Annotated in this window: 15 protein-coding genes; 13 read left to right on the top strand and 2 right to left on the bottom strand. The window is 71.4% G+C overall.

What is annotated here, in order from left to right:
* Window positions 1-16: 16 nt before the first annotated feature.
* The 4 genes from rpsP to trmD are packed head-to-tail and all read left to right on the top strand — an operon-like array spanning window position 17 to window position 1,955.
* Window positions 17-427, top strand: a complete 411-nt coding sequence (rpsP, locus tag DEJ33_RS15070) for a 30S ribosomal protein S16 (RefSeq protein ID WP_110902036.1) — start codon at window positions 17-19, stop codon at window positions 425-427.
* A gap of 3 nt (window positions 428-430) precedes the next feature.
* The gene (locus tag DEJ33_RS15075) at window positions 431-667 is read left to right on the top strand and encodes an RNA-binding protein (protein WP_110826143.1); all 237 of its coding nucleotides are present in this window, start codon (window positions 431-433) and stop codon (window positions 665-667) included.
* A 19-nt stretch (window positions 668-686) separates the two neighbouring features.
* Window positions 687-1,265 (top strand): ribosome maturation factor RimM, encoded by a 579-nt coding sequence (gene rimM, locus DEJ33_RS15080; RefSeq protein ID WP_111079209.1) that lies wholly within the window; start codon window positions 687-689, stop codon window positions 1,263-1,265.
* Window positions 1,266-1,268: 3 nt separating this feature from the next.
* Entirely contained in the window at window positions 1,269-1,955 is a 687-nt protein-coding gene (trmD, locus tag DEJ33_RS15085; RefSeq protein ID WP_111079208.1) for a tRNA (guanosine(37)-N1)-methyltransferase TrmD, read from the top strand.
* Window positions 1,956-2,038: 83 nt separating this feature from the next.
* On the opposite strand, the gene map is transcribed toward trmD, so the two are convergent.
* The gene (gene map / locus DEJ33_RS15090; protein ID WP_111079207.1) at window positions 2,039-2,821 is read right to left on the bottom strand and encodes a type I methionyl aminopeptidase; all 783 of its coding nucleotides are present in this window, start codon (window positions 2,819-2,821) and stop codon (window positions 2,039-2,041) included.
* Between the two features lie 164 nt (window positions 2,822-2,985).
* Here map and rplS point away from each other — a divergent pair, with 164 nt between their 5' ends.
* From rplS to DEJ33_RS15135, 9 genes are all read left to right on the top strand, one after another.
* Complete coding sequence (rplS, locus tag DEJ33_RS15095) at window positions 2,986-3,339, top strand: 50S ribosomal protein L19 (protein WP_110826147.1); 354 nt, start codon at window positions 2,986-2,988, stop codon at window positions 3,337-3,339.
* Between the two features lie 159 nt (window positions 3,340-3,498).
* Window positions 3,499-4,248, top strand: coding sequence for a signal peptidase I (gene lepB, locus DEJ33_RS15100; protein WP_111043864.1), 750 nt, complete (start codon window positions 3,499-3,501; stop codon window positions 4,246-4,248).
* Window positions 4,245-4,940, top strand: coding sequence for a ribonuclease HII (locus DEJ33_RS15105; protein ID WP_111079206.1), 696 nt, complete (start codon window positions 4,245-4,247; stop codon window positions 4,938-4,940). Before lepB ends, DEJ33_RS15105 begins: the two co-directional genes overlap by 4 nt.
* Window positions 4,941-5,044: 104 nt before the next feature.
* Entirely contained in the window at window positions 5,045-5,368 is a 324-nt protein-coding gene (locus tag DEJ33_RS15110) for a DUF2469 family protein (RefSeq protein WP_110826150.1), read from the top strand.
* 78 nt (window positions 5,369-5,446) lie between these two features.
* Complete coding sequence (locus DEJ33_RS15115) at window positions 5,447-5,797, top strand: Lsr2 family protein (protein ID WP_110902043.1); 351 nt, start codon at window positions 5,447-5,449, stop codon at window positions 5,795-5,797.
* 188 nt (window positions 5,798-5,985) lie between these two features.
* Window positions 5,986-6,390 (top strand): YraN family protein, encoded by a 405-nt coding sequence (locus tag DEJ33_RS15120; protein ID WP_111079205.1) that lies wholly within the window; start codon window positions 5,986-5,988, stop codon window positions 6,388-6,390.
* The gene (locus DEJ33_RS15125) at window positions 6,387-7,910 is read left to right on the top strand and encodes a YifB family Mg chelatase-like AAA ATPase (RefSeq protein ID WP_111079204.1); all 1,524 of its coding nucleotides are present in this window, start codon (window positions 6,387-6,389) and stop codon (window positions 7,908-7,910) included. Before DEJ33_RS15120 ends, DEJ33_RS15125 begins: the two co-directional genes overlap by 4 nt.
* The gene (gene dprA, locus DEJ33_RS15130; RefSeq protein WP_181437323.1) at window positions 7,907-9,298 is read left to right on the top strand and encodes a DNA-processing protein DprA; all 1,392 of its coding nucleotides are present in this window, start codon (window positions 7,907-7,909) and stop codon (window positions 9,296-9,298) included. Before DEJ33_RS15125 ends, dprA begins: the two co-directional genes overlap by 4 nt.
* A gap of 71 nt (window positions 9,299-9,369) precedes the next feature.
* Entirely contained in the window at window positions 9,370-10,374 is a 1,005-nt protein-coding gene (locus DEJ33_RS15135; RefSeq protein WP_375342155.1) for a tyrosine recombinase XerC, read from the top strand.
* Here DEJ33_RS15135 and DEJ33_RS15140 read toward each other — a convergent pair.
* Window positions 10,359-10,959: M23 family metallopeptidase (locus DEJ33_RS15140; RefSeq protein ID WP_309147123.1), on the bottom strand; the 601-nt coding region annotated here is incomplete at its 5' end. The genes DEJ33_RS15135 and DEJ33_RS15140 overlap by 16 nt on opposite strands.

Here is a 10,959-nt window from a genome sequence, read left to right on the forward strand (position 1 = left end):
CGCAACAGGAGTCATTGTGGCTGTCAAGATCCGTCTCAAGCGCCTCGGCAAGATCCGAGCGCCCTACTACCGCATCGTCGTCGCCGACTCGCGCACCAAGCGCGACGGTCGTGTGATCGAGGAGATCGGCAAGTACCACCCCACCGAGGAGCCCTCGTTCATCGAGGTGCAGTCCGAGCGTGCGCAGTACTGGCTCAGCGTCGGTGCGCAGCCGACCGAGCAGGTCGCCGCGCTCCTCAAGCTGACCGGTGACTGGGCCAAGTTCAAGGGCGAGAAGGACACCGAGTCCAAGGTCAAGGTCCGCGAGCCGAAGCCGGCCTTCACGGTCGACAGCTCCAAGAAGGCCGTCCTCAAGCCCAAGTCGGAGAAGACGGCCCCCGCCGCTCCGGCCGCAGCCGAGACCGCCGACGAGACGACCGAGGCGTAGTCCTTGCTCGAATCCGCGCTGACGCACCTCGTCAAGGGGATCGTCGATCACCCTGACGACGTGCGCGTCGCCAGCTCCACCTCTGCGCGTGGCGAGGTCCTCGAGGTGCGTGTGCACCCCGAGGACCTCGGCCGCGTGATCGGTCGCGCCGGTCGCACTGCGAAGGCGCTCCGCACGCTCGTCACGGCCCTGGCCGACGGCAAGCGCGTGCGGGTCGACGTGGTGGACAGCGATTCCTAGGGAGACGACCCAGCTCCGGGTGGGTCGCATCACGAAGGCGCACGGGCTCAAGGGCGGCATCAAGCTCGAGCTCTACACCGACGACCCGGATCGTCGGTTCACGCCGGGAGCGGTCTTCACGCTCCAGGTCCCCGACGACTCTCCCTGGTCGGGGAAGACCATCGCGCTCGATGAGCTGCGCTGGTACAACTCGCACCCGGTCGCCTTCTTCGAGGGCATCGCCGACCGGAGTGCCGCCGAGACCCTCGCGCGCGCCATCCTCTGGGTCGAGCAGGACACCGAGGAAGAGACCGGCGAGGACGACGCCTGGTACGACCACCAGCTGGTCGGCCTGAAGGTGCTCCGCGACGGCGTGCAGGTCGGCACCGTCGCACGGGTCGACCACATGCCGGCCCAGGACCTGCTCGCGGTCGACACCGAGTCCCGCGGCGAGGTCCTCGTGCCCTTCGTCGCGGCGATCGTGCCCGCGGTCGACCTGGAGGCCGGCACCGTCACGGTGACGCCGCCGACGGGTCTGTTCGAGGACCCCGAGGACCTGAGCCGTCCCGAGACGGTGACGCCGGTTCCCGACGCGTCGGCTCCCGACACCGAGGACTGATCCGTGCGGATCGACATCGTCACGATCTTCCCGGAGTTCTTCGGGGTGCTCGACGTCTCCCTGCTCGGCAAGGCGCGGCAGGGCGGTCTGCTCGACCTCCACGTCCACGACCTGCGGTCCTGGACGACGGATCGACACCGCACGGTGGACGACACCCCGTACGGTGGCGGCGCCGGCATGGTCATGAAGCCCGAGCCGTGGGCCGAGGCACTGTCCTCGATCCTGCGCTCGGACGGCTCGTCGACCCTCGTCGTCCCGACGCCCGCGGGCACGCCGTTCCGCCAGACCATCGCCCGCTCGCTCGCCGAGCACGAGCACCTCGTCTTCGCCTGCGGGCGGTACGAGGGGATCGACGCCCGGGTGTTCGAGTGGGCCGCGACCCGCAGCACCGTCGTCGAGCTCTCGCTCGGGGACTACGTCTTGAACGGCGGTGAGGTCGCGGCGATGGCCATGATCGAAGCCGTCGGTCGGCTGGTCCCCGGTGTGGTCGGCAACCCCGAGTCCCTCGTCGAGGAGTCCCACGAGGACGGCCTGCTCGAGTACCCCTCGTACACGAAGCCGGCGTCGTGGCGTGGTCTCGACGTACCGGACGTCCTGCTCAGCGGGCACCACGGCCGGGTCGCCGCGTGGCGGCACGAGCAGCAGGTGGAGCGGACGCGACGCGTCCGACCGGACCTGCTGCCGGACTGAGCGGGTCGCGCACCGACCACGGACACCACGGGAGGCCCGTCACCAGCTGGTGACGGGCCTCCCGTGACGTGGGTGGTCCCGGGTCAGGCGTCGCGCTGGGCGCGACGGAGCGTCAGGACCTCGGGGCCCTGCTCGGTGACCGCGACCGTGTGCTCGACGTGTGCGGCGCGCGAGCCGTCGATGCTGCGGAGGGTCCAGCCGTCCTCGTCCTGGTAGAGCTCGTCCGTGCCCTGCATGAGCCAGGGTTCGATGGCGACGACCAGTCCGGGGCGGAGCTTCATGCCGCGGCCGGGACGCCCGTCGTTCGGGACGTGCGGGTCGCCGTGCATGGTGTGTCCGACGCCGTGGCCACCGAACTGCAGGTTCACGTCGTAGCCGGCACCGCGGGCGACCGAACCGATCGCGGCCGAGACGTCACCGAGCTTGTTGCCGGGTGCCGCCTGCGCGATGCCCGCGGCCAGGCACTGCTCGACGGTCGCGATGAGTCGCTGGTCCTCGTCGCGCGGAGTGCCGACCTGGACCGTGACGGCGGAGTCCGCCACCCAGCCGTCGACGCTCGCCGCGAAGTCCAGGCTGACCAGGTCGCCGTCCTGCAGGACCAGGTCGTACGGCAGACCGTGCAGGGCGGCGTCGTTCACCGAGGTGCAGAGGTTCTTGCCGAAGGGCGACTTGCCGAACGACGGGTGGTAGTCGACGTAGCAGCTCTCCGCCCCGCGCTCGGCGATCATGCGTGCGGCGACGCGGTCGAGGTCGAGCAGGTTCACGCCGACGTCGACGGTCTCGAGCAGGGCGTCCAGGACATCAGCGACGAAACGGCCGGCGACACGCAGTCCGTCGAGTTCGGCGGGGGTGCGGAGTTCGATCATGGGACCATCCTGCCGGTTGGCTGCAGTGCACTTGTTGTGGCATGATGATCGATCGTGCCCTGGCTGGACTCTGCCACGGGGGAGTCGCCGACACCGGGCACGTCTCGTTCTTTCCGAAATCGATCCGCGGCGACCCGTGTGCGTCCGCAGGAAGTGACACCATCATGCAGCTCCTCGACCACGTGACCGCCGGTGCCCTGCGCACCGACCACCCGGACTTCCGCCCCGGCGACACCGTCAAGGTCCACGTCAACATCGTCGAAGGCACGCGCTCGCGTATCCAGGTCTTCCAGGGTGTCGTCATCGGCCGCCAGGGCCACGGCATCGGCGAGACCTTCACGGTCCGCAAGGTGAGCTTCCAGGTCGGCGTCGAGCGCATGTTCCCCGTGCACTCCCCGATCATCGACCACGTCGAGATCGTCACCCGCGGTGACGTCCGTCGCGCGAAGCTCTACTACCTCCGCGAACTCCGCGGCAAGGCGGCCCGCCGCAAGATCAAGGAGAAGCGCGACAACTGATCGCCTTCACAGGGAGCACCGGGAAGCCGGTTCCTCTGCGAGCCCCTCGCCCATGTACGGTTGTGCATCGGCGGGGGGCTCGTTCGTTCCTGGAGTCCGTCGCCACCGGGGCAGAACCATCTCGGGAGCAGTGCCGGGAACAGGTCGACGAGAGCGGAAATGACGGACACGACAGAGGGTGGAGCCCGTCGGCCCCGGACGGCGAAGAAGCCGCGCAACGGGGTCCTGACCTTCCTGCGGGACCTCGTCATCATCTTCATCGCGGCCCTCCTGGTCTCCTTCCTGGTCAAGACGTTCCTGATCCGGTCGTTCTACATCCCGTCCGAGTCGATGCAGAACACGCTGCAGGTCAACGACCGCGTGATCGTCAACGAACTGGTCCCCGGGGCCGTCAAGTTGCAGCGCGGCGACGTCGTCGTGTTCAAGGACCCGGGCGGGTGGCTCACCGGAGAGACCCTGCCGAACGTCCAGCCGACGACCTCGATCGGCAAGGCGGCCGACTGGCTGCTCACGCAGGTCGGACTCGGCACCGGTGACAGCGACGACCACCTGATCAAGCGCGTCATCGGGCTGCCGGGGGACGAGGTCAAGTGCTGCAACGACCTCGGACAGATGTCCGTCAACGGGGTCCCGCTCACCGAGCCGTACCTCAAGCTGCCCGCGGGGGACACCCGTGCGTCCCAGACCGACTTCTCGGTCACCGTGCCGAAGGGCACCATCTGGGTGATGGGCGACAACCGCGACAACTCGCGCGACTCCCGGTACAACGGCGACACCCCGTCGAAGGGGTTCGTGCCACTGTCCGACGTCACCGGTCGGGCTTTCGTGATCTCGTGGCCGACCAACCGCTGGACCTGGCTCGACGACCACCCCGAGGTCTTCGCCGGCGTGGAGGAGCGGGACGAGTGAGCCCCGTCCGGCCCTCGCTCCGGCTCGAGAAGTCGCTCCTCGCCGCGGGACGGGTCACCGTCATCGGCGTCGACGAGGTCGGCCGCGGAGCGATCGCCGGTCCGGTCGGGGTCGGCGTCGCCGCCGTCACGCTCGACGTCCGACGGGTGCCGCAGGGACTCGCCGACTCCAAGCTGCTCAGCCAGGCCCGGCGTGAGGCGCTGGTCCCCGTGGTGACACGCTGGGCGCGGACCGCGGTCGGGATGGCGTCGGCCCAGGTCGTCGACGAGCAGGGCATCGTCGCCGCGCTCGGGCTGGCCGGAGCCAGTGCGATCGAGGCGCTCGTGCAGGACGGCGTCTCGCTCGAGGGTGCCGTGGTCGTCCTCGACGGGTCGTTCGACTGGCTCACCCGGGCGCTGCCGGCCGAACACCGGCCGCTCGACGTCCAGGTGCGTGTGAAGGCCGACCGTGACTGCGCTTCCGTCGCAGCGGCGTCCGTCGTGGCCAAGGTCGCGCGCGACGACCTGATGATCGCGGCCCACGACGATGCACCGCACTACGCGTGGGCCTCGAACAAGGGCTACGGGTCGACTGCGCACTACGACGCCATCCGTGCGGTCGGCCCGCACGAGCTGCACCGGAAGACCTGGCTGCACGCGGCGTCGAGTGTCGCGCTCGACGGGTTCGAGGAACTGGGCGCGGTCGGGGCCTGAGCGCGGTGGCGCTCCTGTCCCCACGGGAGCGAGTCGTGCGTGCTCGCGCGGTTCTGCACGGTCGGGCGGTCAGGAGGCCGCGGTCGCTCTAGACTGGGCGGGCCATGGATGACGAAGAATTCGACGACTACGACCGCGAGGTCGAACTGGCCCTGTACCGCGAGTACCGCGACGTCGTGGGGCAGTTCCGGTACGTGGTCGAGACCGAGCGGCGGTTCTACCTGGCGAACGAGGTCGAACTCGTCCGCCGTGACACCGAGCACGACTTCTACTTCGAATTGACGATGAACGACGTGTGGGTCTGGGACGTCTACCGTTCCGACCGCTTCGTGAAGTCGGTCCGGGTGTTGACGTTCAAGGACGTGAACGTCGAAGAACTCACTGCGCGTGAACTCGAACTCCCGAAGGAACTCGCACTCGACGAGTAGGGCTCGCCGGGGAATGTGACCGTTCGGCATTGTGCTGCGATACTCTGAGTTGCAATCCCGACTCTGAAGGAGTGAGAAATGGCGCAGAAGGTCACTGTCCAGCTCGTCGACGATCTCGACGATTCGCCGATCGCCGCTGGCGATGGCCGCACGGTCGAGTTCGCGTTCGACGGTTCGTCGTACGAGATCGACCTGTCGAACGACAACGTCGACAAGTTCCGGGACGCGATCTCGGACTACATCGCCGCGGCACGCAAGACCGCTGGTCGTCGCACCGGTTCGACGGGCAAGAGCCCGTCGGCCCCGAAGCGCGGGAACTCCGAGGAACTCGGCAAGATCCGCGAGTGGGCGAAGGAGAACGGGTACGAGGTCTCTTCTCGTGGTCGTATCTCGACGCAGGTGCAGGAAGCGTACGCAGCCGCGCACTGAGCATCCGACCGGCGTTCGGTCGCTGGTCTCGGCAGGAGCCGGACATTCCGTGAGGAATTGTCCGGCTTTTGTCATGATGCGTGAGATGTCCACGCATTCGTTCCTGCACAGGACGGTCGTTCCGCTCCTCTGTCCACAGATTTCCGCTACCGACTCGATCGATTCCTGACCCGGTTCATCGTTGGTCCATGACGAATCGTGCAGACCGACCGGATGCCGTCCGCTGCCGTCCCGGCCCTGATCCGCGCCGTGCGACGGGCAATGCCGGAGAAGACCACGCCGTGGAATGGCTCGAGCGCCACGGGTTCTCGATCATCGACCGGAACTGGCGATGTGCGCGCGGAGAAGTGGACATCGTTGCGCGAGAGGACGACACGATCGTCTTCATCGAGGTGAAGACCCGAACCGGGCAGAGCGCTGGACATCCGTTCGAGGCCGTGACGCCGCTCAAGCTCGCACGGATCCGACAGCTCGTCCCCGCGTGGTTCCACGCGCACCGCGACCAGACGGCGCGAGCGATCCGGATCGACTGCATCGCCGTGACCATGGTCGAGGACCACGTGGCGGTCGAACACGTCGAGGCACTCGGGTGAGCGACATCGGACGGACCTCAGCGGTCGCGCTGGTCGGGGTGCAGGGCAGCCTCGTCGAGGTGGAGGCGCACCTCACCAGCCAGCTGCCCGCGTTCAGCATCATCGGGCTGCCGGACACCTCGCTCGGGGAAGCCCGCGAACGAGTGCGGTCGGCAGCCGCGATGGCGGACTGCCCGCTTCCCTCACGGCGGATCACGGTGAACCTCACCCCGGCCAGCGTTCCGAAGCGCGGCTCCGGGTTCGACCTGGCGATCGCGATGGCCGTCCTCGCGGCCGCCGGTACCGCTCCGGGGGCCGATCGCCGTGTGGTCTACGTCGGGGAACTCGGACTGGACGGGCGGGTGCGACCAGTGCCGGGGATCATCCCGGTGGTCCTGGCCGCGCGCGCCGCCGGCATCGAACGTGTCGTACTGCCGGTGGGCAACCTCACCGAGGCGCGGGTCGTGCCGGACATCGCGCTCACCGCAGTGGACTCACTCCGCTCGGCAGCGATCGACGCGGGGGCCGACCTGCCGGCGGGCTTCACCGACCCCGTCCTGCCGCCACCAGTCCCGGACGACACGCTCCCGTCGCTGGAGCTCGCGGACGTGGTCGGCAACGCGGTCGGCGTGCGTGCTGTCATCGCCGCGGCGGCCGGCGGGCATCACGTGCTGCTGCTGGGACCGCCGGGCGCCGGCAAGACGATGCTCGCCGAACGGCTCCCGGCCCTGCTGCCCGACCTGGACCCGGACGCCGCGCTCGAGGTCGCTGCAGTCCGCTCCGTCGCCGGCCACGGAGAGCGCTCGTGGACACTGCGACCGCCGTGGGAGGCCCCGCACCACTCCGCCTCGGCCGCCGCCCTGATCGGCGGGGGGACCGGGCAGCTCCGGCCCGGTGCGGTGTCACGAGCCACCCGCGGCGTGCTGTTCCTCGACGAGGCCACCGAGTTCCCACGGCCCGTGCTCGACGCGCTCCGGCAGCCGCTCGAAGCCGGACGCATCACGGTCCACCGTGCAGGAGGGTCGGCGGAGTTCCCCGCGCGCTGCCAACTCGTGTTGGCCGCGAACCCGTGCCCGTGCGGCAACGCCGGGTCCACCGGCGGTGCAGCCTGCTCGTGCGTGCCGAGTGCGGTCCGCCGCTACCTGGGGCGGCTCTCCGGGCCGCTGCTCGACCGGATCGACATCCGCGTCGCGGTCCCGCGGGTGACGACCGGCATGCTCCGGGCCCACGACGGAGCGACGCCGACCACCACCGTCGCGCGAGGGGTCGTGCTCGACGCCCGGAGCCGGATGGGGGACCGGTTGCGGGGGACCGGCTGGACCCGGAACGCCGAGGTGACCGGGTCGTGGTTGCGCGAGGACGGCCGCGCGGCCCACGGTGCGACGGACCTGCTCGACCGGGGGCTCGACCTCGGGACGTTGACGATGCGGGGGTGGGACCGGGTGATGCGGCTGGCGTGGACGATGGCCGACCTCGACGGGGACGACCGCCCGGAGCGGCGGCATGTCGAACGGGCGCTGGCGTTGCGGACCGCGCTGTGAGCGGCGTTGCGGACTCGCGGTCGCAGCGGGATCCCCATGCCGCCCTCGACCGCCTCCGGGGCGCAGCGGGCCATCGGTCCGGCGAGCGCGAGGAGGTCCTCGCCCGTGTTGCATGGTCGACCGTCGTCGAACCGGGGGACGCCGATGCGGGACAGCTCGTCGCGCGACTCGGGGCCGGCCGGTCGATCCAGGCCGCCCTCGCTGCCCTCGACTCCGGGCCGGCAGCGTTGGCGGAGTTGCTGGTCGGTGCCGGTGCCGGTGCTGGTGCTGGTGCTTGCGCGGGTGTGGGTACCGGCACGGAGGCGGGAGCCCGGGGCTCCCTGGGCTCCGTGGGCTCCGTGGACCCCGCAGGCTCCGCGGGCTCCGCTGTCCGAGCCTGCGACGAAGACGAGGTCCGCGACCGGCTGGTCGAGTCGACGGCCGCGGCGCTCGTCCCGGCGATCGCCCGGTGGCGCCCACGGCTCCTGCGGCTCGACGTCGACGCCGTGCTGTCGGCAGCGTCCGCCATCGGGTGCGCGCTCGTCGTCCCCGGCGACCCGGACTGGCCCGCGGGCATCGACGACCTCGGACCGCACGCCCCACTCGTCCTCTGGCGACGCGGTGCACCGTGCACCGCCGGACGGCCCTCGGTGGCGGTCGTCGGGTCCCGGGCGAACACGATCCTCGGCGCCGAGGCAGCGGCCGAGATCACGTCCGCCGCGGCCGACGTCGGCTGCGTGATCGTGTCCGGAGGTGCCCACGGCATCGACGCCGTCGCACACCGGGTCGCGATGGCCGCCGGAGCGCCGACGGTCGCCGTGCTCGCCGGCGGGATCGACCAGCTCTACCCGGCCGCGAACACGGCGATGCTGCGAGCCGTCGCCGAGCACGGCGCCCTGCTCGCCGAGTGTCCGCCCGGGACCCGACCCTCGCGCTGGCGGTTCCTCGCCCGCAACCGGTTGATCGCGGCCCTCGCGACCACGACCGTGATCGTCGAGGCCGGAGCCCGGTCCGGCGCGCTCAACACCGCGAACCACGCCGGACAGCTCGGACGGCCGGTGTTCGCCGTGCCCGGCCCGTACTCGTCGCCCGCGTCGGTCGGATGTCACCGACTGATCGCGGACCGGCGGGCCGAGCTCGTGGTGCAGCCCCGCGACCCGGCGGAGACGGCAGTGCGCCTGTGCTCCGGGGAGCGGATCGTCGCTGGGGCGGAGGTCCCGATCGCGGGCGCGCGGATCGACCCGGAGGTGCTGCGCGTGGTCGACGCCCTCACTCCGCGTCGGCCGACACCGGTGGACGAGGTGGCTCGGCGGTCGGGGTTGTCCCTCGTCGACACCACGGACGCCCTCGCGCTGGCGGAGTTGCAGGGTCTGGTGCAGCACGGCCCCGGCGGATGGACGACGACGTGACACGGGGGCGGGACGGGTCGGGTGCGGGCGCGTCGATGCGCGAGCCCGCCCGGCACGCCTACCCTGGCGTCATGCGGGACACCGAGGGCGACCGGGAGCGACAGCGCGGCATGCTCGGCGACGTCGTCCGGGTGTTCCTGGACCACTGTCGGCACGGCCGGGGCCTCAGCGAGCAGACCGTCCGGGCGTACCGCGCCGACCTCGACGACCTCGTGGCGTTCGCCGCCGAGCGGCAGGTCGTCTCGGCGGCGGGTCTCACGCTCGAGGTCCTCCGCGACTGGCTCTGGGCAGCGACGGAGCGCGGCCTCGCGCGGTCGACGATCGCCCGACGCAGCGCCTCGGTCCGGGCCTTCACCCGATGGGCGAGCGAGACCGGAGTCCTGACGGTGGACCCGGGTGTCCGGCTCCGGGCTCCGAAGGGTGCCGCGCACCTGCCCCGGGTCGTCGCGCGGGACCAGGTGCGCTCGATGCTCGATGGCCTCACGGTCCGTGCCGCGGACGACGATCCGGCAGCGCTCCGCGACCGTGCCGTGGTCGAACTGCTCTACGCCGCCGGCATCCGGGTGAGCGAACTCGTGGGGCTCGACCTCGGGGACGTCGACCGGACCCGGCTGACCGTCCGCGTGCTCGGCAAGGGCGGCAAGGAGCGGGTCGTGCCGTTCGGTGTCCCGGCACACGACGCCCTCGAAGCGTGGCTCGACCGCGGACGCCCGGCACTCGCTGCAGCGGCAGCCGGAGCCGTGGGAGCACCCGGAGCAGCGGGCGCAGTCGGAGCCGCACACGGTCCCGGTTCGGCGGGCACCGCCCTGTTCCTCGGCGACCGGGGCGCCCGACTCGGCACCCGGAGCGCCTACCGTGTCGTCGCCCGGCTCCTCGAGGCGCTGCCCGGCGAGGGCCCGAGCGGACCGCACACCTTCCGGCACACCGCGGCGACGCACCTGCTCGACGGGGGAGCGGACCTCCGCGCCGTGCAAGAGCTCCTCGGGCACGCGAGCCTCGGCACGACGCAGATCTACACCCACGTCTCGTCGGCCCGGCTCCGCGAGGTCTACCGCACCGCTCACCCCCGCGCCTGAGGGTCCGGCAGCAGCACCGGCCACGCGGGCCTCGGCAGCAGCGGCAACGGGTCGACGTACGCGCCGTCGACCCGGGCACCGAGATGCAGGCACGGCGTCGCCCGCGGGCAGTGTCCGGCACCGACCGTCCCGACTCGATCGCCCCGACGGACGGGCGTCCCCGCCGACACCGACGGCACGACCGGGTCGAGCGTGCTCACCAGCCCGCCGCCGTGGTCGATCGTGACGACCGTCCGTCCGCCGACCTGCCCGGCGAACGCCACCGTCCCGTCCGCTGGTGCCGTCACCAGGGTGCCGGGTGGGGCCGGGACGTCGAGCCCACGGTGGCCCGGCCCGTAGTCGGTGGCGGGAGCGTCCCACGGCCGGAGGACGACCCGGGTCGTTGTCGGCCACGTCCACGGTGCCGGTGACCGGGGGGCCGCGTGCTGCGCCGGGTCCGATGCGGCGGCGGTCCCGGCGACGAGCACCAGCAGGACGACCAGCACCGCTGTCACCAGCACCGCCAGCACCGCCAGTGCCGCCGGTAACGCCCTCCCCGGAAGCACCGGACCCGCCCGGACCCCCGTCCGCCATGCCGCGTCGCAC

The organism is Curtobacterium sp. MCPF17_047 (genome assembly GCF_003234045.1).
Lineage (GTDB): Bacteria > Actinomycetota > Actinomycetes > Actinomycetales > Microbacteriaceae > Curtobacterium.

What these genes read in the sequence shown, in the direction of transcription:
- map (WP_111079207.1), bottom strand. Translation starts at nt 2,821, where the DNA reads ATGATCGAACTCCGCACCCCCGCCGAACTCGACGGACTGCGTGTCGCC.
- rplS (WP_110826147.1), top strand. Translation starts at nt 2,986, where the DNA reads ATGCAGCTCCTCGACCACGTGACCGCCGGTGCCCTGCGCACCGACCAC.
- lepB (WP_111043864.1), top strand. Translation starts at nt 3,499, where the DNA reads ATGACGGACACGACAGAGGGTGGAGCCCGTCGGCCCCGGACGGCGAAG.
- DEJ33_RS15110 (WP_110826150.1), top strand. Translation starts at nt 5,045, where the DNA reads ATGGATGACGAAGAATTCGACGACTACGACCGCGAGGTCGAACTGGCC.
- DEJ33_RS15115 (WP_110902043.1), top strand. Translation starts at nt 5,447, where the DNA reads ATGGCGCAGAAGGTCACTGTCCAGCTCGTCGACGATCTCGACGATTCG.
- DEJ33_RS15120 (WP_111079205.1), top strand. Translation starts at nt 5,986, where the DNA reads ATGACGAATCGTGCAGACCGACCGGATGCCGTCCGCTGCCGTCCCGGC.
- DEJ33_RS15135 (WP_375342155.1), top strand. Translation starts at nt 9,370, where the DNA reads ATGCGGGACACCGAGGGCGACCGGGAGCGACAGCGCGGCATGCTCGGC.